The 21,358-nt window shown below is 53.3% G+C and carries 19 protein-coding genes and 1 pseudogene; 14 read left to right on the forward strand and 6 right to left on the reverse strand.

The genetic code is table 11. From position 1 onward, the window contains the following. The first annotated feature begins 142 nt into the window (after positions 1-142). Positions 143-817, forward strand: a complete 675-nt coding sequence (locus tag HCX89_RS03650; RefSeq protein WP_144135653.1) for a DUF2461 domain-containing protein — start codon at positions 143-145, stop codon at positions 815-817. A 61-nt stretch (positions 818-878) separates the two neighbouring features. Here HCX89_RS03650 and HCX89_RS03655 read toward each other — a convergent pair whose 3' ends face one another. Then, entirely contained in the window at positions 879-1,451 is a 573-nt protein-coding gene (locus tag HCX89_RS03655) for a TetR/AcrR family transcriptional regulator (protein WP_037468223.1), read from the reverse strand. A 466-nt stretch (positions 1,452-1,917) separates the two neighbouring features. Between HCX89_RS03655 and HCX89_RS03660 the strand changes: the two genes are divergently transcribed. The 4 genes from HCX89_RS03660 (at position 1,918) to HCX89_RS03675 (ending at position 4,985) form a co-directional block, all read left to right on the forward strand. After that, positions 1,918-2,538 (forward strand): glutathione S-transferase family protein, encoded by a 621-nt coding sequence (locus HCX89_RS03660; protein ID WP_146508571.1) that lies wholly within the window; start codon positions 1,918-1,920, stop codon positions 2,536-2,538. A 28-nt stretch (positions 2,539-2,566) separates the two neighbouring features. Continuing rightward, complete coding sequence (locus tag HCX89_RS03665) at positions 2,567-3,238, forward strand: glutathione S-transferase family protein (RefSeq protein ID WP_167715084.1); 672 nt, start codon at positions 2,567-2,569, stop codon at positions 3,236-3,238. A 118-nt stretch (positions 3,239-3,356) separates the two neighbouring features. Then, positions 3,357-4,673, forward strand: coding sequence for an RsmB/NOP family class I SAM-dependent RNA methyltransferase (locus tag HCX89_RS03670; protein WP_243888464.1), 1,317 nt, complete (start codon positions 3,357-3,359; stop codon positions 4,671-4,673). 150 nt (positions 4,674-4,823) lie between these two features. After that, a complete protein-coding gene (locus HCX89_RS03675; RefSeq protein WP_037437387.1) occupies positions 4,824-4,985 on the forward strand; it encodes a hypothetical protein in 162 nt (53 codons plus the stop codon). An 814-nt stretch (positions 4,986-5,799) separates the two neighbouring features. Here the strand turns inward: HCX89_RS03675 and HCX89_RS03680 are convergent. After that, positions 5,800-6,774: a transposase gene (locus HCX89_RS03680; RefSeq protein WP_167715085.1), complete on the reverse strand. Its 975-nt coding sequence runs from the start codon at positions 6,772-6,774 to the stop codon at positions 5,800-5,802. Positions 6,775-6,915: 141 nt separating this feature from the next. Between HCX89_RS03680 and HCX89_RS22805 the strand changes: the two are divergent. Both HCX89_RS22805 and HCX89_RS03685 read left to right on the forward strand, forming a co-directional pair. Continuing rightward, positions 6,916-7,047, forward strand: a pseudogene (locus HCX89_RS22805) (transposase); the annotation flags it as partial. A gap of 268 nt (positions 7,048-7,315) precedes the next feature. Continuing rightward, positions 7,316-7,813, forward strand: coding sequence for a hypothetical protein (locus HCX89_RS03685; RefSeq protein ID WP_025887940.1), 498 nt, complete (start codon positions 7,316-7,318; stop codon positions 7,811-7,813). Positions 7,814-8,077: 264 nt separating this feature from the next. Here HCX89_RS03685 and glnB read toward each other — a convergent pair whose 3' ends face one another. Further along, positions 8,078-8,416: a nitrogen regulatory protein P-II gene (gene glnB, locus HCX89_RS03690; protein WP_025009956.1), complete on the reverse strand. Its 339-nt coding sequence runs from the start codon at positions 8,414-8,416 to the stop codon at positions 8,078-8,080. Positions 8,417-8,759: 343 nt separating this feature from the next. On the opposite strand from glnB, the gene HCX89_RS03695 reads away from it, so the two are divergent. Next, the gene (locus tag HCX89_RS03695; protein ID WP_167715087.1) at positions 8,760-9,290 is read left to right on the forward strand and encodes a GspH/FimT family pseudopilin; all 531 of its coding nucleotides are present in this window, start codon (positions 8,760-8,762) and stop codon (positions 9,288-9,290) included. 94 nt (positions 9,291-9,384) lie between these two features. Then, complete coding sequence (locus tag HCX89_RS03700; protein ID WP_025009954.1) at positions 9,385-9,891, forward strand: GspH/FimT family pseudopilin; 507 nt, start codon at positions 9,385-9,387, stop codon at positions 9,889-9,891. Between the two features lie 187 nt (positions 9,892-10,078). Here HCX89_RS03700 and HCX89_RS03705 read toward each other — a convergent pair whose 3' ends face one another. Next, positions 10,079-11,434, reverse strand: a complete 1,356-nt coding sequence (locus tag HCX89_RS03705) for an NCS2 family permease (RefSeq protein WP_045283637.1) — start codon at positions 11,432-11,434, stop codon at positions 10,079-10,081. 351 nt (positions 11,435-11,785) lie between these two features. On the opposite strand from HCX89_RS03705, the gene HCX89_RS03710 reads away from it, so the two are divergent. From HCX89_RS03710 to torD, 4 genes are all read left to right on the forward strand, one after another. Then, entirely contained in the window at positions 11,786-11,938 is a 153-nt protein-coding gene (locus HCX89_RS03710) for a nitrate reductase (protein WP_025009952.1), read from the forward strand. A 20-nt stretch (positions 11,939-11,958) separates the two neighbouring features. Next, positions 11,959-13,137, forward strand: coding sequence for a pentaheme c-type cytochrome TorC (torC, locus tag HCX89_RS03715; protein WP_167715089.1), 1,179 nt, complete (start codon positions 11,959-11,961; stop codon positions 13,135-13,137). 12 nt (positions 13,138-13,149) lie between these two features. After that, entirely contained in the window at positions 13,150-15,639 is a 2,490-nt protein-coding gene (gene torA / locus HCX89_RS03720; protein ID WP_123115874.1) for a trimethylamine-N-oxide reductase TorA, read from the forward strand. A gap of 71 nt (positions 15,640-15,710) precedes the next feature. Further along, a complete protein-coding gene (gene torD / locus HCX89_RS03725) occupies positions 15,711-16,340 on the forward strand; it encodes a molecular chaperone TorD (protein WP_146508501.1) in 630 nt (209 codons plus the stop codon). 182 nt (positions 16,341-16,522) lie between these two features. Here torD and torS read toward each other — a convergent pair whose 3' ends face one another. Then, positions 16,523-19,399, reverse strand: a complete 2,877-nt coding sequence (torS, locus tag HCX89_RS03730) for a TMAO reductase system sensor histidine kinase/response regulator TorS (RefSeq protein ID WP_159352359.1) — start codon at positions 19,397-19,399, stop codon at positions 16,523-16,525. Positions 19,400-19,583: 184 nt separating this feature from the next. Here torS and torT point away from each other — a divergent pair, with 184 nt between their 5' ends. Then, the gene (torT, locus tag HCX89_RS03735) at positions 19,584-20,609 is read left to right on the forward strand and encodes a TMAO reductase system periplasmic protein TorT (RefSeq protein WP_117200979.1); all 1,026 of its coding nucleotides are present in this window, start codon (positions 19,584-19,586) and stop codon (positions 20,607-20,609) included. On the opposite strand, the gene torR is transcribed toward torT, so the two are convergent. Further along, positions 20,599-21,309, reverse strand: a complete 711-nt coding sequence (torR, locus tag HCX89_RS03740; protein WP_045283639.1) for a two-component system response regulator TorR — start codon at positions 21,307-21,309, stop codon at positions 20,599-20,601. The genes torT and torR overlap by 11 nt on opposite strands. Positions 21,310-21,358: the final 49 nt, after the last annotated feature.

Consider the following 21,358-nt stretch of genomic DNA (forward strand, 5'->3'; position numbering starts at 1 on the left):
ATCAAGCTGGCAAATGAGAATTATTCTCACCGATATTTACACAGGATCCAATTTGGTTATCTTTGTTTTAAAAATGTAAAACCACTTGACTCACAACAGGCTTTCACCTGAGATATCGCCGTGAAGAAAATGGAGAATAAAGATGAGCTTCAGCGAACAAGGTTTTGCCTTTCTGACCCGGCTGGAAAACAACAACGACAGAGCCTGGTTCAAGCAACATCAGGACGAATATGAAACCCTGCTCAGGGGGCCGGCACTGACATTTATTGAACAGATGCAGCAGCCTATTCAGGCCTTGTCTCCCAGATTGACGGCGGTCGCCAAGAAGGTCGGAGGCAGTTTGATGCGACCACAGCGGGACACTCGCTTTGGTCACGACAAGTCGCCCTACAAGCTCAATGTCGGGATCCAGTTTCGCCATTTTCAGGGTAAGGATGTTCACGCTCCCGGGTTGTATCTGCATCTGGCCAACGATGGCTGCTTTATCGCTGCCGGGATCTGGCGCCCCGAATCCAAGGTGCTCGGCGCCATCAGGCAATGTATCGACGACAACCCACGCGCCTACAGCAAGGCGTTGGAGGAATTACAGCGCCAGGGGTTTACGATGGACGGTGACAGCCTGGTGCGGCCCCCCAAGGGGTTCGATAAAAGCCACCCATTGATAAACGAGTTGAAACGCAAAGACTATGTGGCGCTTAAGATGCTGACAAAAGAGCAGGTTTGTCGCAGCGATTTTGTCGACTTCTGTGCCAGTGAGTTCCAACACACCCAGGCGTTGATGCGTTATCTGTGTTTCGCCCTGGACTTGGATTATTGATGTCTGTTCCTGGATTATTGATTGCCGTACCCGGGCTTAAACCGCCCAGGTACAATCTGGCTCAACGTCCAAGCTGAGCGCGCATCACACTCAGTGCCTGCTGCAACTCCTGATGCAAACCGGCCTTGCCGAGCACCCGAATTCCCTGCAGTTGCAGCAGTAACCAGGCTGCGAGCGCCTCGGTATTGTCGCTGTTAAGCTCGCCGCGCTCTCTGGCGTGGGTCAACGCCTTGGCAAACGCCTCCTTGATGGAGTCAAACAAGTGCCGACTCTCTTGCTGTACGACAGCATCCTCCAGGCTCATCTCCAGCAGCGCATTTTGCAGGAAACAGCCGTATTTTTGCTCTCGCTGCAGGGCCACAAACTGTTCAAGGTAATCAATTACCTGCTGTAACCCTGCGCCTTCGGCACGCAGGCTGTCGAGCGCTGGCAAAGAGTTTTGCTGCAGATACAGACGCAGCGCCTCCCGGTACAGATTCAGCTTGTCGCCATAGGTGTTATAGAGACTGAATCTGTTGATCCCCAGATGCTCGACCAGATCCGCTACTGAGGTGGCGGCATAACCCTTTTGCCAAAAGAGCTCCATTGCCAATTTCAGCTTATCTTCCCGGTCAAAATTGCAACTTCTTGCCATACTGCTCCCAAGCGTTTCCAGCGAATGACGTGCTGTATATTTAGCCAAATTAATTCTTGACTGATCGTTCTGATATCCCCTAAAGTCTAACCTAAACGATCGTTCCGAAAAAGATTTGAGTACATTTTCCTGACAGCCAAGCCAGGGAAAATAACTAAGGAAGGTGCGAACAAGTCCCATGCGTGCTCTGCGTCGGCTTACAAGCCTGGATGCAAGGCGTGGCTCGCAGCAAATGGCCCTAGTCCTTTGCAAGAAGCACAACACAGCAGGCAGGCTTGTAAGCCACGCCCTTCGGGGCTTGCACAACAATCGGCTCTCTGCGTTATCCGACTTCGACAGGCCCCGGCATGCCTTCAGTCAGATGCCTTGAATGCCAATTGCTGTGTAAGCCAGAGTGCCGCGAGGACTTATTCGCACCTTCCCTCATACAGGGGCAAAACGGCCCAAGACAGATGGAGAAAGATAGATGAAGCTGTATGAACTCGGACCTACCCCAAGTGCCCGCAGAGTCAGTATTTTCATGGCGGAGAAAGGCATAGATATCGAGCGGGTAAACGTCGATCTTCGCGGCGGAGAAAATCTCTCGGCCGAATTCAAGGCCAAGAGTCTCAATGGCCGCATTCCGCTGCTGGAGCTGGATGATGGCAGTTATCTGTGCGAGTCTGTGGCCATCTGTCGTTATCTCGACGAGCTGTTCCCTACCGAGCTCAAGCTCTTTGGTAGCACGCCGCTGGAGCGAGCAAAGGTGGAGATGTGGCAGCGCATCGTTGAACTGCAGGGGTTGTTACCTGCCTTTCAGGCATTTCGCAATATCAGCGGCATCTACAGCGACCGGGAAACCTGCATTCAAGCCTGGGGCGAAGAATCCCGCAAGCGTCTGGAATCTTTCCTGCCTCTGCTGGAGCAGCGCCTGAGTGAATCCCCTTATCTGGCCGGTGAAAACTACTCCATTGCCGATATTACCGCCTATATCTTATTGGGATTCATCAAAAATCTGCAGATTTCACTGCAGCCTTTCCCTGTACTGCAGAGCTGGTATGAGCAAACCGGACAACGCCAGGCAATAAGCCAGCCAAAACAAGGATAAAAGCAAGGATAAAATCTAGGAGACACACATGATTGAACTCTATACCGCCGCCACACCCAACGGCTTTAAAATCAGTATAGCCCTGGAAGAGATGGGCTTGCCCTACCGGGTACACCATCTGGACCTCAGTGCCCATGAACAGAAACAGCCCGAGTTTTTAGCCATCAATCCCAACGGCCGGATCCCGGCCATCATAGACAGGGATAACGATGATTTCGTGGTGTTTGAATCCGGTGCCATCTTGCTTTACTTGGCTGAAAAAACGGGGAAATTCTTATCTGTTGATGCCAAGAATCGCTCCAAGGTCATCCAATGGCTGATGTTCCAGATGGGCGGCGTAGGCCCCATGATGGGACAAGCCAATGTGTTCTACCGCTATTTTCCGGAGAAGATCCCGGCCGCGATAGAGCGTTATCAAAAAGAGGGCCGGCGCCTGTTTGAGGTGATGGATAATCAGTTGGCCAAACATGCCTATCTGGCCGGTGATGAGTACAGCATAGCCGATATGGCCACCTGGCCCTGGGTGCGGATCTACGACTGGAGCGGCATAGATATTCAAGGCCTGCCTCATCTGCAACGTTGGCTGGATACGCTGGCCCAGCGCCCGGCCTGTCAAAAAGGCATAGTCACCCCAGAGTCCAGGGACCAGTTGAGTGATGAAGACCGGGCCAAACAGATAGCGCAAATGGTTACCCGCTAAGTCTGAGCAGTGTGGTAAACATTAGTTAAACATTAGCAAAACAAGGTGCCGGGGACAGGCCACGGCACTTCTGTTAATATTGGCGCCATTGCTATCCCTACTTGATGCAGAGAAACCTTTGACCGCGCCAAGCCCTTCACTGACTCCGGCCCAAAAACGTGCCGCCAGTTATGCCAACACCATCAACACACTGTTCACCGAAATCCTCGACAGTCGTCAGAGTGCCGATCGGGTGCTGGCGAACTATTTCCGCAGCAACAAGAAACACGGCTCCAAAGACAGAAGAGTCATTCGGGAGACCCTATTTGCCCTATTTCGTTGGTGGGGTTGGTTGCAACAGCTTGAGAATGGCGATGAGCAAAGCCTGTGGTTCCAACGCCTGGCATTGGCGGCGGCGATAGAAGCCCACCCTTGGACGGACATTATCAGTGCCTGGCAGCAACAAGCAGGCAAGTCATTCGCCCTGCCTGAGCAGGCTCTGGCCCCCAAAGCCGCCGCCGCATTGGTCTCCAAGGTTTCTGGCCGACATGTCTTGGCAAGAGACCTGGCGCCGGACTGGTTCTGGCAGGCCGTAGCGCCGATGCCAGAGGCCCGGGAAAAGGAGCTGATAGACGCGCTTTGCAGCCGCCCGCCCATCTGGGCCAGGGTACAGAATATACCGCTGTCCAAGGCCCTGGCCGAACTCAGAAGCGCCGGAGTCGACGCAAGCGCCGCGCCCGTCTTCAATGACGCCATCAGCCTTGGCAGCAAGAGTATCAATCTCAATGAAATCAGACTCTATAAAGAAGGTTTTATTGAAGTGCAGGATCTGGCCTCCCAGGTCATAGGCCAGGTTTGCGCCCCAAGAGCTGGCGAAAACTGGTGGGACGCCTGCTCCGGCGCAGGTGGCAAGAGCCTGCAACTCAGCTCGCTGATGCAGCAAGATAGCGCCGCCAAAGGCGTTTTTGGCACTATTACCGCCTCGGATATCCGCCCGGCTGCGCTCAATGAACTGGAAAAGCGTGCCAAACGCGCCGGTTTCAACATCAAGGTTGCGCCTTGGCGCAGCGATGCCCTGCCGGTTGCCAGAGAAGCCTTCGACGGCGTGTTGGTCGATGCCCCCTGCAGCTGCACCGGCACCTGGCGCCGAAATCCGGACATGCGCTGGCTGGATGACAGCCAGGCCATCAGCGATAAACCCGCGCTGCAGTTCGACATACTCAGCCGCGCCTGCGATGCAATCAAGCCAGGTGGCACCTTGGTTTACGCCACCTGCTCCCTGGCGGACAGCGAAAACCGCCAGGTGGTCGATGCCTTCCTGACCAAGCGGACCGAGTTTACTCTGGAAACGCTCAGCCACCCATTCAGCGGTGAACAGACGCAGTATTTGACGATTTGGCCCTTTGAAGCCAATGCAGATGGGATGTTTGTTGTTCGTTTTCGTAAACAAGGCTAGCAAGAGTCAGGTTTATGCCTGAAGATAACCGTGGACAGACATGCAATAATTTTTACCTTGAGACGCTAAATTTCTCACTTTAGCTTGACCGGCGCTTTAGGTAAAAAGGAGCGGTGCAACCTATATGCACTGTGTTATTGGAAATGGATCATGTCAAACCACTATGATTTCGACGACAACGATGCTCCATGGGGAGATCATGTCAGAGGTAAGCAAAAGAACAAACGGGTCAAACAACGCCGCCGGGACAGCAAGAGACGTTATCCCGACGAATATATGGAGCCTGAGTTCCTCAGAGATAAATGGAAATAATCTTGGCTTAATCTCAAGAAAACCAATCAAAAAACAAAGGGGCTGAAGGTGCGAATAAGCCCCATTTGTGCACTGCGTCGACTCACCTGTCTAGGCTACGCCAATTTGCAACAACGCCAGCGGCGGCTCCGAAGGGGGTATTGGTGCAATTCTGTTAGCACTGGGTAACTTGAAACATCTGAAGTGTCCGCAGACATACACCTCATTTCCAGGCACAGGCGAAACTGTGACCATCGAAAACAGGGACGTTTTCGTCGAGGCTACATGGACGTATTCACGCCGTGTCACAGGATCGCCTGTGCGAAAGGCGCACCGCAGGTGATTGACTACACCGTGGCCGGAAGCTCGGCCAGTACTAACTTAGGAACTTTTAGTTGGAAGCTATGATAGCCGCTGTGCCAGCGGCCTAAAGTCGTGGAGCTTCGCCTCACTCCCGACCAAGAAGGGATCAACAGAGTAAAATAACAAAGATAAAATAACAAAGACACCCATTATTAGCTGAGTGAAGGCTCTAGTTGCCTGGATTACAGAAACACTGATGTTTTCACTGGGAGAAAATCATCTTTCAAGCCTTTTGAGGGCCATTCAGTTATTGAAATGAGCGGGAGAGACAACAAAGACACCCATTATTAGCTGAGTGAAGACTCTAGTTGCCTGGATCACAGAAACACTGATGTTTTCACTGGGAGAAAATCATCTTTCAAGCCTTTTGAGGGCCATTCAGTTATTGAAATGAGCGCAAAAGTCGAATTTCAGACACGGTGGAGGTCGGACAAAGTTCGATTGGAGAGAAATATCTTGGAGCCTCGGGAATTCAGCTAAACAACTTCTGACAATTAGCGGCCCCTTGCCTTCGTCGTCGTTGTAGGTGAGTACAGTAGTCTGTAAGAGATTCCAGTGTCCCAACCGGCCCCTTGAATAGACGGCTAAAATCAGTCGTTAACTTGAGCCAGTTGTCGATGGGGATGTTTAAACGATTCAAAATGGTCGTAGTGCCGGCAGTAATCTGGCCGCGCTTGTCGTGGCGGATAATGCGCCCGGTATCATCGACCAGTTGCAGATAATCTTTGGCTTCAAAGTGCAATCCTTGTGGCATGTTCAGCCGTTCATTGCCGACAAAGGGGAACAGCTCAGGTGTGTTTTCGCCCTGCATCGCGGCCCGTATCCGCCGTTGAATGCTGGTATAGTCTGAGTTCTCCGGGGTTTTGGCTATTCCCGCGCGGATTGGGTTCAAGTCAACATAAGCCATGCAGGCCAATACGGCTGCATCATCCAATAGCGCCTGGGATTTGAAGCGGCCTTCCCAGAAGCGACCGCTGCATCCGTCTTCCCGATTGGCTTGTCTGGCAATAGGTTCATTGAGCGCACGCATAAACCAACTGATATCCATCAAACGTTGGCGATAGACTTCAGTGGTTTGTTGCAGGGTCAGATATTCAATATCAGAAAGTGTTTCACCGCGCAGAAAACGCTGGGATAACAGGGTTCCACTGTAAAGCAGGTGCCAACGCTGTAAAACCTGCTCCAATGTCCATTCAGTGGCGGTTTTCAAGTCAACTCTGAGCACCAAGTGCAGATGATTGGACATGACTGCATAGGCACACAAGTCAATGGAAAAGACGGCCACCAGTTCCAATAGACGCGACTCAACCCAATCACGACGATGTTCATAACTCTTGCCGGAATAATCATCAACGCCACATAGAAAGGCGCGACGTACACAGCGGGAGATGCAGTGATAGAAGGGGGTGTCCTCAAGACTGACTTGAGCATATCTTGGCCTCGGCATGGCATCCTTTCCTTTTCAAAGGCTCCATTCAAGCCTAGACAAGGAGCCAACAATCTGCCAAGAATTATGGGTGTCTCTATTTTGCTCCTTAAGCCTAGACAAGGTGAGAGAAACCTGCCAAGAATTATGGGTGTCTTCATTTTGTCACCTGAATTTGGAAGACTATTTCATGGGCCGGTAGGCACCTTGCAAGAGCTCAGCTGCTACTGCGAACACTTGGAGAAGCGACGACGGCATTTTGCAACCAGCTGTCAGTACTTTCAAACGGCCTGAACCCCACTCTATCTCAACCACAGTTGTTGAAATCCCCTGAAGCATGGGTTGGGCTAGCACGGCTCAAATCTCGCATTTTTGCGTGAAATAGGTTCGATTTCATCAAACCTCTGCAACTCATGGATATCTTTCTACCTCCGGGTGCTCAAATCCCCTACTGGTGCTTGAACGCAGACAGAAAGAAGATTAAGTTATTGTTTTACAGTGGGTAGCTTGATTTTTATGTGTGGATTTGAATCTGCCAACAAGTTAAGGAGATGTAGTGTAAATGAGTGATGATTTATATGAGGTTATATATTTCGACCAACATTTGATTCTTAAAAAAAGCTTATATGAACAAGTGCCTCATAGTGGATTAAATGTGGCTTTTAGTTCTAAGGAAGGTGTTATTCTTAGACCTCATATATATTTTCGCCCTATCAATATGACTGATACTTTTAATGAATATAAGTTCTCTGAACTAATATTTGAATGTTACGAAGGAATGGCTAATGTTGTTTCTCAATTAGTTGAAGAGAACGATGAGGAAGTCCACGTAATTACGCGTTATTTTATGAGGCACGACGATGAGAATGGTCGTTTATTGGGGGATAAATTCATATATAAAACGGAATATTACACTTTTGAATATCAAATTGAAAACTCTCTAGTACCTATCAAAAGTGCCTGTACTCCTTTGAACCCATTAGGTTTATCCTGTGAAGGTACGCTGGAGTGTTGGGTAGCAGAGATCACCTTGGATAAATATTTTTCTTTACTCCGATAATCGTGATTTTACACATAACAAACTGCTTAAATGGACGCAGGAACATTCGGTGGTTTTGGTTCTGAGTGTGATTGGCTTGTAGTGCCCAATTAACTTGACCACTACACTGTCAGTACAAGTCTGAGCTAGTGCAGGTAATATTCGACATCGACAACGGTTGGAGTGGGTCATTGTTTTTATTTGGCAACTAAACAATAACTCTCCAACCGTTTTCATTTCCAGTCCACGCTAACCTGCAATGAACCTCACTTTTTACGTTCGTTTTTATACCGCTTCTTCGTTTTCTTCACCGGTACGGATACGAATAATGCGTTCGATATCGGTCACAAAGATCTTGCCGTCGCCGATTTTACCGGTACGGGCGGTTTCAACAATCACATCCAGTGCCTGTTCCAGCAGATCATCCTGAATAACCAGCTCTATCTTCACCTTGGGCAGAAAGTCGACCATATACTCTGCACCACGGTACAACTCTGTATGTCCCTTCTGACGGCCAAAACCTTTGACTTCCAGAACCGTCATACCGGTTATTCCTATCTCAGCCAACGCCTCACGGACATCGTCCAGTTTAAACGGCTTGATTATGGCTTCCACTTTCTTCATCAGGCACTCCTTTAGGGCTTGGAATTCTTCTGCAACTCATGACCATTCCCACGGCAATTTGACCGGAGAAATAGCTCGCGATTTTGCTTGTTCGCATACAATCGCAATAGCTTATCACGACATACTGCGGGCAAGAAGTGATTGTCCGCTCAGATGAAAAAACCAGGCCTATTCCTTCGCAGTAGCCATGATCAACTCGGTGTACTTATTCATCCCTTAGGTAAGCAAGTGCAATATTTAGTGCAAACTCATCTAAAAGGAAACCAGAACCAAGCCACTGCCTGGACTAAACTAACACTCAGGTTCGCCGGATGCGGGCCGCCCACCACTCAAGGATGAGATTATGCGTCATTTACAGCTTGGTTTTTCGCTGCTGGAGGTCATGGTCGCCATGGCTCTGCTGGCGGTACTTGCCTCGGTCGGGGGCCCCTCACTCAAGTCACTCTACGAAGGTTATCGCGCTCAAACCGGCATCAAGCAAGTACAACAACTACTGCAATTTGCCCGCAATCAGGCCATTAGTTATGGTGTCAGAGTCAGTGTCTGCGCTCTCAAGGATGGCCGCTGTGAAGCCGATGCCTGGCAACAAGGAGTAACGGTTTTCAGCGATCGCAACGGTAATCTGGCCCTGGATGATGACGACAAGCTGCTTTTTCAAAGCGGCGCTTTTGATAGCCAAGACATACTCAGGTACAACCGGGATGCAATACGCTTTCTGCCGGACGGATTGGCAACAGGAACCAATGGTACCTTCAAATATTGCCCGGGTCAGGCCAACAGTCCCCATTCCGAGGCCTTGGTCATCAATCAGGCGGGGCGAATCCGTCACTCTCAGGATGAAAATATCAATTGCCAGGATGGTGATGGCGGCTGAATTGACGACCACTGCACAGGATTTGCAAAGACAGCTGTAATTAACAACTCATTCACTTATACTTAAGCCTATCTATTCGTGTGAAGAGTTGACTATGGCTGTACCACATTTTTCCAGTTCCAGAATCCGCGGCTTTACTCTGGTCGAACTCATGGTCACCATTGCTGTAGCCGCCATACTGCTGTCTGTGGGGGTTCCTTCTCTCACCTCCTTGTATGAAGGCTACCGTAGTCAGTCGGAAATAAGCCGGATTGAGCAAGCCCTGTCCTTCGCCCGCAACCAAGCCATCAGCTACGGCATGACAGTAGAAGTTTGTGGCTATCAGAGTGCTGTCGGCTGCGCCGCCAATTTCAACAATGGCCTCAAGGTCTATACCACTGCCAGCGGCAGTGAAAAAGTGCTGCGGGTAGTGGAAGGCATCGACAGCAAAGATGCCATTAAAGGCAGCAATGTGGGCTTTCGTCCCGATGGCCTCAGCAACACCACAGGTGAAGTGACCTTTATCTATTGCCCCGCCAAACAGGCCAGCGGCTCAAGAAGTGTGACGGTTTCCAGCTCAGGGATGATCAAATACGGCGCCGATGGGCTTGCCTGCAGCTAGCAAGCGGTATCGGACAAGTCATCGAATGACTTAGCCATTATTCTCAGCCCCGGGAGTGCAAGACTCTGCGCTCACAACAAAGACCCCAGCCTGGCTGGGGTCTTTGTTTAAGTCGATTAAGCTTACTCTAGCGGGGGATAGTTTCCGCCACCAGCCATAAGAGTCTAAGGGTCTAAGGGTCTAAGGGTTAAATGGCCCAGCCGCCCATATAGAACACCACCAGGCCTATGGTGATAACCAACACACCTGGCTTGAGCTTACGCCACTCACCGCTGCAGATACGGCCGATAACCAGAGTTGCAAACCCCAGCATAATGCCTGTGACTATGTTGCAGGAGAGTATGATGAATACCGCACAGGTCAGTCCCGCCATGGCATCCACCTTATCATCGAAGTCCAGCTTGGTGACATTGGACAACATCAGCAGTCCCACATACATGAGCGCCGGCGCCGTGGCGTAGGCAGGTACCAAATAAGACAGGGGTGCCAGGAAGATCATCAGCAGGAACAACACACCCACCACAGTGGCGGTCAGGCCTGTCTTTCCGCCTGCGGCAGTACCGGCGGCCGATTCAATGTAAACGGCGGCAGGTGCGCCGCCCACCAGACCGGCGAAGATAGAGCTGACAGAATCCGAGGTCAGCGCCTTGCCGCCCCCTATGATGTTGTCATTCTTGTCCAGCAAATTAGCTTGTCCGGCCACGGCTCGTATGGTGCCTGTGGCATCGAAGATGGCGGTCATCACCAGCGCCAGCACTATCGGCAGCACCACAGGGTTAAGGGCACCCATGATATCCAGTTGGCCAATCAAAGAGCCTTCTGCGCCCAAGTCGGGTACCGCAAACACGCCTTTGAACTCCACATTGGGGTCAAACAGCAAACCAAACACTGACAGAGCGATGATCACCAACAAAATGCCGCCAGGTACCCGGCGACGCTCGAGTCCGATAGTGGCAGCCAGCCCCACGACAGTGGCGATCACCGGCAGGCTGTGGATATCGCCCAGCTTGACCGGCAAACCGGCATCATTGGCCACAATCAGTTGCACACTGTTAGTGGCAATCAGCAGCAGAAACAAGCCGATACCTATCCCTGTGCCATGGGCAATCCCCTTGGGCAGGTTAGCAAGCACCCACTGGCGAATGCCGGTAACGCTCACCAGGGTAAAGACGATACCCATAAGGAAAATCGCCCCCAGGGTGACAGGCAGGCTCATGCCCTGCCCCAGCACCAAGCTGAAAGCGGTAAACGCAGTCAGTGAGATAGCACAGCCTATGGCCATCGGCAGATTGGCCCACAGGCCCATCAGCAGTGAACCGAAGGCGGCAATCAGACAGGTGGCAATAAACACAGAGCCGGGATCAAACCCGGCCTTTCCCAGCATGGAGGGGACAACGATAACTGAGTAAACCATGGCAAGAAACGTGGTCAAACCGGCGATCACTTCCTGGCGGACAGTGCTGCCACGAGCGCTGATATTGAAGAAGCGTTCCAGCCATGATGATGTAGTAGGTACAGCGGTACTTGTCTTTGAAGACATCATAATTATTCTACCTTTTTGATCTCTTTATTCGGGTCAGATGACGCCGGCTACGGCAGGTGAGAGCCCCGCTGGGCGGGTGAGAGATCCACAACAAACGTGACCTGCAGGTGGTGGGCACCAAGGATTATCGTCAAACGATGTCCAACGCAGCCTTTGTTGGTCGCGGATAATACTGCAAATTGGCGCGCCCGGCTAAAAAGATTTCGGGATCTGTGGCTCATCCTGAATATGCAGTTGTTCATAACTTTTCATATTTACTCAAATCCCATTCATTGGCAGCGCAATCGCCATTCACATCCTTTCCCTATAGTGGCCCCATCAAGCAAACCCTGCTGCGTTGGAGCAATCACTATGTCTGAGTCCACATCAAGCAAAAAACAGGAACTTATGGCCCACGGCCTGATTATTTTCATGCTGTTTCCGGCCCTGACCATCACAGGTATCAGCCTCTATGGCCTGATCATCTGGATCATGCTGGCCCTCGGCGGCGTCGCCAGTCACTGATACAAGAGAGGATTGAATAGATGAAACGGTTAATAGCAATCTGGCATACTCTCAACCGCCCAACCAAGTACCTGAGCCTGGGCGCCATCAGCCTGTCGGCCTTTATCATGGGCATTATTTTCTGGGGCGGCTTCAATACGGCGCTGGAAGCCACCAACACTGAGGCCTTCTGTATCAGCTGTCATTCGATGGAGAGCAATCCCTATCAAGAGCTGCAGCAAACTGTGCATTGGTCAAATCACTCCGGCGTGCGGGCAACCTGCCCTGATTGCCACGTGCCCCACGACTGGAGCCGCAAGATAGCCCGTAAGATGGAAGCATCTCACGATGTCTGGGGCTGGCTGTTCCAAACGGTCAACACTCCGGAAAAATTTGAAGCCAAGCGTCTGGAAATGGCCAGCCGTGAATGGAAACGCTTTGCCCGTGACAACTCCCAGGCCTGTAAAAACTGCCATGACTACAAGTCAATGAAATGGGACGAGATGTCAGCCCTGGCGCAAAAACAGATGAAACAAGCGGCCGAGAAAGATCAGTCCTGCATCGATTGCCACAAGGGCATAGCTCACAAGCTGCCTGATATGGGCACAGCCAGAGCCCCTGAACTGATTGCCGAAGTGGGTTCGGGTGAGACCTCACTGCAACAGGGCGGCAAATATTTCAGCGCCTTGACCAAACCTCTGTACCTGGATGACAAGAGCGCGGAAGAAGCCGGTACTCTGAACGTGGTCACCGAAATCAAGGTGCTGGAGCTCAAGGGCAAGCGGGTCAAAATCGCCATCGATGGCTGGCGTAAGAAGATAGGTGCCGGCCGGGTGATCTACATGGACTTCGGTATCAATATCCTCTCGGCTCAGTTGACCAAGGCTGCCGCCGAAACCGACGGGGTGATCAAGACCTTTGAAGAGAAAGAAGATCCAATGACTGGCCTCAAGTGGCAGCGTGTGGAAGCCGAGATCTGGACCGACAGCGATTATCTGCTGACCGAACTTGCACCACTCTGGGGCTATGCCCGCAGCACTTATGCCTCTAGCTGCAGTGTCTGCCACACCCAGCCCGATGAGCATCACTTCGATGCCAACACCTGGCCGGGCATGTTCCAGGGGATGTTGGCCTTCGTCAACATGGATCAGGACACCCAGGCACTGGTGCAGAAATACCTGCAACAACATTCTTCCACCTTCAGCAAAGAAGAGCACTAAGAGGTTGGCGTTATGAACAGAAGAGACTTTTTAAAAGGCCTGGCCTCCACTTCCGTTGTGGTTGCCGGAAGCAGTTCGGTACTCGCTCCCCTGTCGGCGCTGGCCAAGGGGATGGATGACGGTGACGCCTGGCTGACCACAGGCTCCCACTTCGGCGCATTTCGTATCAAGCGCCGCAACGGGGTTATCGCCGACGTCAAACCACTGGAATACGACAAGTATCCCACCGACATGATCCGCGGCATCCGTGGCCTGGTCTATAACCCATCGCGGATCCGTTATCCCATGGTGCGGCTCGACTTCCTGCTCAAGGGACACAAGAGCAATACCCATGAACGCGGCGACTTCCGTTTCGTTCGTGTCACCTGGGACAAGGCGTTGACTCTGTTCAAAGAGTCGCTGGATATCATTCAAACCCAGTACGGGCCATCTGGCCTGCACGCCGGACAAACCGGTTGGCGTGCCACCGGACAGCTGCACTCAAGCACCAGCCATATGCAGCGCGCCATCGCCATGCACGGCAACTTCGTCAAGAAAGTGGGCGACTACTCCACTGGCGCCGGGCAAACGATTATGCCTTATGTGCTGGGCTCTACCGAAGTGTACGCTCAGGGCACCTCCTGGCCGCTGATCCTCGAGCACAGCGATACCATAGTGCTCTGGTCCAACGATCCTTACAAAAACCTGCAGGTGGGCTGGAACGCCGAAACCCACGAGTCCTTCGCCTATCTGGCGCAGCTCAAGGAAAAGGTCAAAGCCGGTAAGATCCGGGTGATCAGCATAGATCCGGTCGAAACCAAGACCCAAGCCTATCTGGGTTGTGAGCAGCTGTATGTCAACCCACAAACAGACGTGGCCTTGATGTTGGGTATCGCCCATGAGATGTACACAGCCAAGCTGCACGATGCCAAGTTTATCGAAGGCTATAGCCTGGGCTTTGAAGAGTTCCTGCCCTACCTCCTGGGTGACAAAGACGGCATCGCCAAGACTCCGGAATGGGCCGAAGCCATCTGTGGCGTCAAGGCTGAAGTCATCCGCGATCTGGCCCGCACCCTGACCAAGGGCCGTACCCAGATCATGATGGGCTGGTGTATTCAGCGTCAGCAACACGGAGAGCAGCCTTACTGGATGGCGGCGGTACTGGCCACCATGATAGGCCAGATAGGCCTGCCTGGCGGTGGTATCAGCTATGGCCACCACTATTCAGGTATTGGGGTACCCGCCACAGGTGCCGCAGCACCGGGCGCCTTCCCGCGCAATCTGGACGAAGGCCAAAAACCACTGTTCGACAACAACGACTTCAAGGGCGCCAGCAGCACTATTCCGGTCGCCCGCTGGATAGATGCCATTTTGGAACCCGGCAAGACTATTGATGCCAACGGCAGCAAGGTTACCTATCCGGATATCCGCATGATGGTGTTCTCGGGCAACAACCCCTGGAACCACCATCAGGACAGAAACCGTATGAAGCAGGCATTCCGCAAGCTGGAATGCGTGGTCTCCATAGATGTGAACTGGACCGCCACCTGCCGCTTCTCAGATATAGTCCTGCCCGCCTGTACCACCATGGAGCGTAACGATATCGATGTCTACGGTGCCTACGCCGGCCGCGGTATTCTGGCGATGCACAAGATGGTTGAGCCACTGTTTGAAAGTCTGTCAGACTTTGAGATATTCACCCGCTTTGCCAAAATACTCGGCAAGGAGAAGGAATACACCCGCGGGCTAACAGAAATGGAATGGCTGGAAAAACTCTACAACGAGTGTAAGGCAGCCAACCAAGGCAAGTTTGCCATGCCGGACTTCAACAAGTTCTGGAAGCAGGGTTATGTGCACTTCGGTGAAGGGCAAAACTGGGTCAGACATGCCGACTTCCGCGAGGATCCTGAGATCAACCCCTTGGGTACTCCTTCCGGCCTGATTGAAATCTTCAGCCGTAAGATTGCCCAGTTCGGTTATGATGACTGCCCTGGCCACCCAGTGTGGATGGAAAAATCCGAGCGCAGCCATGGCGGTCCAGGCAGCGATAAGTACCCGGTTTGGCTGCAGTCCTGCCACCCGGACAAGCGCCTGCACTCACAGATGTGTGAGTCCAAGGAATATCGCGAAACCTATACGGTGCAAGGGCGTGAGCCGGTTTACATTAACCCTGAAGATGCCAGGGCTCGCGGTATCAAAGACGGCGATCTGGTGCGGGTGTTCAACGGCCGCGGCCAACTGCTGGCCGGAGCCGTCGTCTCGGGCCGTTTCCCCAAAGGGGTTATCCGGATCCATGAAGGCGCCTGGTATGGCCCGGTAGGTAAGGATGGCAGCGTCGAAGGCGGCGCCGAAATCGGTGCCCTGTGCAGCTATGGTGACCCCAATACCCTGACTCAGGATATAGGTACCTCCAAGCTGGCGCAGGCCTGCTCGGCCTACACTTGCCAGGTGGAATTTGAAAAGTTCACCGGCAAGGCGCCCAAGGTATCCTCCTTCGATGGGCCGATTGAGATAAAAATCTAAGGGAAGGTGCGAACAAGTCCCACGAGGACTTATTCGCACCATCACTAATCGCAGATAACTGAGGTAAGCCAATGGAACAGTTAAATCAAGGCAGAGCCATGCTGTACAACTTCCTCTCGGGCCTGTTCGCCCGCGAGTTGAATGCCGAGCGCCTGAGTCAACTGACGGCGCCGGAAAGCAAGGCCTTTTGGCAACAGCTGAGCAGCGATCCCTCCCTCAAGCAAGAAGCCAAGCTGATGGAGCAAAAACTGCAATCCATTGCCTGGATGCAGGACAGAGACAAGGCGTTGCTGGAGCTGGCGGCAGACTTCTGTGGGCTGTTTTTGGTGGGTAGTAAACAGAGCGCTTCGCCCTATGCCGGCCTCTATCTGCAAGCGGATGAGGATGTCACCCTGTTCGGTGAGCAGCATCAACAGATGCTGGCCTTTTTGCAGCGAAGTCAGCTGCAGCTGAGCGGTGACTTCCCCGAGCCCGCAGACCACCTGGCGGTGATTCTTGCCTATCAGGCTCATCTGTGTCTGAACGCCTCGGCATCAACGCAGCAGGAGTATCTGCAAGAGTGCCTGCTCAGTTGGCTGGAGCCATTTTGTCAGCGGGTGGCCGAATGCGATCGCGGCGGTTTTTATGCCGCACTCGCGCGCCTGACCCTGGCCTTTGTTCAAAGTGATGCCGAATGGCTGAAAAGCGCCGCAGCGCATTGAGTGAGGCGATTTAGACAAGAGCAAACAAGTACTTGCCTGAATCAAACGTAACACAGCCCCCTAAATCAAAGGGTCAAAGGGCGCCAACTCAAGTAACGAGTGGCGCCCTTTCTATATCTTCAGCAGCCGGTAAATGCTGCGCTTCCTGTCTTCAGTGCTTAAACCCCAGGTAAAAAAGCGCCTTAGTCTGATTGCTGCTCAAGCCAGTTATCGAGCGCCTGCAATGATGCCGCTACGCAATCTGTCAGCTCGGTGAGTCCCTCGTCGCGCAAAGGTTTGCCAGCCTTGATGGCCTGCTCCAGTGCGGCGCAGCGCAAGTGCAGCGCTTCAAGCCCCATGTTGCCACTGCTGCCCTTGAGTGCATGCAGCTTGGCAGCCTGGATATCCCGTTGCCCATCTGCCGCCTGTAAAGCTTGCAGCTGCGCATCACTGCTGTCCACAAACTGCTGCCGCATCTCCAGCAAAGTAGCCTTGCCGAGCACCTGCAAGTCCTGCTCAAGTTGCTCCTGCGCCAGCCATTGGGTGTTGGCCGTATTCCGGAGTGATACCTTATTGCCAGGCGCTTGAATATCCTCTTCCTTATGGCGCTCATCACTCTGATTCGAGCCGGAGACAACCCCTAGCCAGTTGGCCAGTGCCTGCAATCCCAAGGGCTTACCCAGCACTATATCAAAGCCCATGGCCTGGTAATCTGCCATATCCTGAGTCTGCAACTGGGCAGTAAAGGCGGCAATCGGCACCTTGGTGCCCAGCTGTTGCCTGAGCTCAGGTAACAGCTCGCTGCCGGAGCCGTCACTCAGCTGTAAATCCAGCATCACGGCATCGAATGGGCCTGACGTGTTATCAAGCAACACATTCCGTGCCTCTGCCAAACTGACACACAAGAGTGACTCATGCCCAAGATGCGCCAAAAAGCCCTGAGCCACCAAGGCATTAACCCTGTTATCTTCCACCAGCAGCACCCGCTTGGCGATTTCACTCTGTGGCAGGCTACTCGATTGTTGCTCCCCCTGCTCACAGGGCTGAAGCGGCACACTGAAACTGAAACGGCTGCCCTGCCCCGGCGTACTGATAACGTCTATGGCGGGAGCATCCCCGCTCTCACTGCCATTCATCAGTTGCACCAGGTCACGGCTGATACTCAGCCCAAGTCCGGTTCCCCTGGCACTGGCATGGGTTGCCTCTGTGGCATAGGGAGTAAACAGATGCGCCATGGCCTCGGGGCGGATGCCGATACCTGTGTCAGTCACGCTGAAGCACAGGCGCGCATCTTCAATACTGACCTCCAGGGTCACACTGCCCTTGGCGGTAAACTTGATGGCATTGCCCAGAAGGTTAAACAGCACCTGCCTGAGCTTGGGCCCATCGAGCCAGACCCATTCGGGCAATTCCGGCTTTAACAGCCTGAGCTCAAGCCCGGCAAGATTGGCACCGGCCAACATGATGGCGGTCACTTCGTTGAGCAGCGCCGGCAACTCCACAGCCCTTGGCTCATTGAGCAGCCTGCCCTGCTCCAGACGTGAAAAATCGAGAATGTCATTGAGCACGGTTTGCAGTTGAGTACCACTGTACTGGGACAGCGCCAACATCTGCCGCGCCTTGGCGGGTAACTCCGCCTGCCCCAGCAGACTCAGAGTGCCGAGCAAGCCGTTAAGGGGCGTGCGTATTTCGTGGCTCATGGTAGCCAAAAACAGCGACTTGGCCTGACTGGCCTCTTCTAGTTGGGCGTTGGTCTGGGCGAGCTCTCGGGTTCGCTCGGCCACCTTCAGCTCCAGCGCCAGCTTATGCTCGGTCAACTCGGCCGCGGTGCGCTGCAGATCCTGCTGCAACTTTTGATTGTGGGCCGTTTTCTGTTTGAAGGCTTCCAGCGCCGAGGCCATGGCGGTGAGTTCATCATCGCCGTAAGAGCGTATGCTGACATCGGTATCGCCAAGACTCAGGCGACTCAGCGCCTGGGTGGCATCACTCAAGCGCCGGGCGATACCCTTATAGATAACCTGCCAACTGACAAACAGGATCAGCAGCAACATCAAGGCGCCCGTCCCCCAGAGCCCGGCGCTGGCCCAATTGAGCTGCACAAGATAGTCGCGTCGGGCCAAATTCAGCTGTTGCTGCTGGCCCTCAAGCGCGGCATTCACGGTTTGCTCCATCGACTTGAGGTTGTCCGAAATCACCAGTTGCCTTTGCTCCAGTTGCTGCTGCAACTGCCATATTGCTTCGGCCAATTGTTGGCCGGCAGTCACCTGATCAAGACGAGCAAATTCGGCCTCGAGCGCCTCGGCTCTACCGGGATCCCGAACCAAATCGGCCACGGGAATGCGCTTGAGCAATCCCGGGGACAGGGCATCATCGGTCAACGGCGCCTGATTGATGGCACCGACCAAGTCTTGCGGCGCATCGGCCGCTGCAAATATCTGCCCGAGCAAGACTATCTTATGAGTCAGTTTCAGGGCGCGGTTGAGCTGCTCGGCGCTGCTGAGATCCAGCTCTATAATGTCATCCACTGCCGCCGCCCCCGGGATCTGGCTCAGCTTGGCAATAATGACTGAGTCCAGCACCGCCAGCTCGGAGCGCAGCAGATTATCGGCCTGCTTGGAGGCCTGTACCAGTAAAAGCCCTTTCTGTTTCAGCGCTTGGGTACGCTCAAGTCGCTCCCCCGTCTGTTCGCCGAGTAAGGTCAGCTCGGCGATAATGGTGGCCGCCGCCTGTTTCAGATTGGCCGAATCCGGCACCGCCAACTGCTCCAGGGTCGCAATCGCCGCCAACATGCGATTGCTTTCAAGAGACAGGCGACGCCCCAAATATTGACGCTGCTTTTCATCGGCAACTGTGCCCAGGCGCTGGGCATTCTCCGCCAGCGAGGTGGCCGATTGCGATAGCTGCCGCGCGGCTTCTGATGCGGGCAAGGCCTTCTCGTAAAGAAAACTGTCGGCGCCCTTGACCCAGTAAAGGCTCAAGTTTCCCAGAGTCACCAGTAATAACAGCAGCAGCGCCAGCAAACAGAACGCCAGCATCAGACGGCCGGTCAGGCTGCTCAGCCATGAAGATAAAGGTCTCACTTGTTATCCTTGTTGATACCGGTCCGCATAGGCATTGACCCACTCAAACATTCAGCAGGAATGCTATGGTAGAATAGTGGCATCATATATCAGGACCTTCCCCATGAGCCAATTTGCCGCCAAGTTCGAGTCTTTGTTGCCGACAACCAAAAGACCTCTGCTGCTGTGGTTATTGGCTCTGCTGATGTTTACCCCTGCCGCGCTGGCCAATGAAACTTGGGAGCTTGAGCAGCGCAGTCCTTACAACGAAGCAATCCAGCAGGCCAGCCCTCTGACCCACACTCCGCTCACCAAGGCCAACAAGCCCTGGAAGCTGTGCGCTTTGGTGCCACATCTTAAAGACGCCTATTGGATAGGGATTGATTATGGCTTGGCCAAACAGAGCCAAGCCTTGGGCCTTGGGCTGGAACTCCATGAAGCCGGCGGCTATGGCAACAACCAGACCCAGTTGGCGCAACTCAAATCCTGCCTCGATGGCGATGCCGATGCGATTTTGCTTGGCGCCGTCAGCCCACACCTGCTCGAGGGCCAGACGCTGGAGCTGACCAAGCCGGTGTTGGCGCTGGTGAACCAACTGGCAGACAACCGGGTACGAACCCATATAGGAGTCAATTGGTATCAGATGGGTTATCTGACCGGTGAGTTTCTCTCATCTACCCCGCACAAACGCCTGGCGATGCTGGCGGGCCCCGAAGGCCGTGGCGGAACCGACCTGGTGGAAAAAGGCGTCAAACAAGCACTGCAAGACAGCCAGGTGGAGATAGTGGCCGTGATGCATGCAGACAACAACCGTAATCTCTACCGGGATCAGCTCAATCTGTTGCTCAATCAAAGTGAGCAGCCACTGCCGCAAGCCTTGCTCGGCAGTGCCGTCGCCATTGAAGCCGCCATGGGCACTCTCAGGCAGAGAAACCTGACCAACAAAATGGCGCTGGTGAGCAGCTATCTATCACCGGATGTACTGCGCGCCCTCAAGCGCAACAAGGTTGCTTATGCCAATGATGACAGAGTGGTACTGCAGGGGCGGCTGGCGGTCGATCTCGCCGTCAGGCTGTTGCAGGGGGAAAAGGCGTTTGGTGATATAGGTCCGGCAATTTTGCAGTTGCGCCCGGATAACCTCAAAAGCATGCAACTGGATGACAGTTTGGCACCGGCAGACTTCTACCCCATATACAGGGTGGAAGCCAAGGGTTCAAAACTCAGTCGCTGACATCAGCGGCAAACAGATAGCCCTCGCCATGCACAGTGACAAACAACTCAGGGCTCAGTTTGCTGCGCAAGCGCCGAATAATCACATCTATGGTGCGGTCGTTGACATCCTGATCCCTGTGGCTGGTTTGCTGCATCAAGCGCTCTCTCGAGAGTACCTGCTGCGGATGCAGGGCAAAGGCCACCAAGAGTTCAAACTCCGCCTTGGTCAACTTGATAGCCTGCCCATCCAGGCTCAAACGGCGACTATTGAGCTGCAGATGATAGCCCTCGAAATAGAGATTATCTTCCGAGCGCGACAATTGTTCGGCCGTTTGCTGCTGGGCCTTTTTCACCAGAGAGATGCGCCAGAGCAGGTTTTTGACCCTGACCCTGAGCTCGCGAAACTCAAACGGCTTGGTGACATAATCATCGGCGCCCATCTCCAGGCCCACTATCTTATCTATCGCCTCATCCCGGCCGGTTACCAGAATAATGCCCACATCTGAGCGGCTGCGCAGCTCACGGGTCAGCATCAGGCCATCGTCCCCCGGCATATTGATATCCAGCATCACCAGATCCACATGCTGTTGCTGCAGTTGCTGCCACATCTGCTCACCGTCGGCGGCTTCCATTACCTGGTAACCATCTTTTTCAAAATAGCCTTTCAAACGAGTCCGAATGATAGCCTCATCGTCCACTATCAATATGCGGTATGCCATGCTTGTATTCCAACCGGCTGGGGTAGACGCCATTATTCACAATTTTTCA

The organism is Shewanella sp. Iso12 (genome assembly GCF_012030025.1).
In the GTDB taxonomy this organism is placed as follows: Bacteria; Pseudomonadota; Gammaproteobacteria; order Enterobacterales; family Shewanellaceae; genus Shewanella; species Shewanella algae.

Bases quoted from the DNA above. Each gene is read 5' to 3' on its own strand.
- HCX89_RS03650 (WP_144135653.1), top strand. From the start codon at position 143: ATGAGCTTCAGCGAACAAGGTTTTGCCTTTCTGACCCGGCTGGAAAAC.
- HCX89_RS03655 (WP_037468223.1), bottom strand. From the start codon at position 1,451: ATGGCAAGAAGTTGCAATTTTGACCGGGAAGATAAGCTGAAATTGGCA.
- HCX89_RS03660 (WP_146508571.1), top strand. From the start codon at position 1,918: ATGAAGCTGTATGAACTCGGACCTACCCCAAGTGCCCGCAGAGTCAGT.
- HCX89_RS03665 (WP_167715084.1), top strand. From the start codon at position 2,567: ATGATTGAACTCTATACCGCCGCCACACCCAACGGCTTTAAAATCAGT.
- HCX89_RS03675 (WP_037437387.1), top strand. From the start codon at position 4,824: ATGTCAAACCACTATGATTTCGACGACAACGATGCTCCATGGGGAGAT.
- HCX89_RS03680 (WP_167715085.1), bottom strand. From the start codon at position 6,774: ATGCCGAGGCCAAGATATGCTCAAGTCAGTCTTGAGGACACCCCCTTC.
- HCX89_RS03685 (WP_025887940.1), top strand. From the start codon at position 7,316: ATGAGTGATGATTTATATGAGGTTATATATTTCGACCAACATTTGATT.
- glnB (WP_025009956.1), bottom strand. From the start codon at position 8,416: ATGAAGAAAGTGGAAGCCATAATCAAGCCGTTTAAACTGGACGATGTC.
- HCX89_RS03695 (WP_167715087.1), top strand. From the start codon at position 8,760: ATGCGTCATTTACAGCTTGGTTTTTCGCTGCTGGAGGTCATGGTCGCC.
- HCX89_RS03700 (WP_025009954.1), top strand. From the start codon at position 9,385: ATGGCTGTACCACATTTTTCCAGTTCCAGAATCCGCGGCTTTACTCTG.
- HCX89_RS03705 (WP_045283637.1), bottom strand. From the start codon at position 11,434: ATGATGTCTTCAAAGACAAGTACCGCTGTACCTACTACATCATCATGG.
- HCX89_RS03710 (WP_025009952.1), top strand. From the start codon at position 11,786: ATGTCTGAGTCCACATCAAGCAAAAAACAGGAACTTATGGCCCACGGC.
- torC (WP_167715089.1), top strand. From the start codon at position 11,959: ATGAAACGGTTAATAGCAATCTGGCATACTCTCAACCGCCCAACCAAG.
- torA (WP_123115874.1), top strand. From the start codon at position 13,150: ATGAACAGAAGAGACTTTTTAAAAGGCCTGGCCTCCACTTCCGTTGTG.
- torD (WP_146508501.1), top strand. From the start codon at position 15,711: ATGGAACAGTTAAATCAAGGCAGAGCCATGCTGTACAACTTCCTCTCG.
- torT (WP_117200979.1), top strand. From the start codon at position 19,584: ATGTTTACCCCTGCCGCGCTGGCCAATGAAACTTGGGAGCTTGAGCAG.
- torR (WP_045283639.1), bottom strand. From the start codon at position 21,309: ATGGCATACCGCATATTGATAGTGGACGATGAGGCTATCATTCGGACT.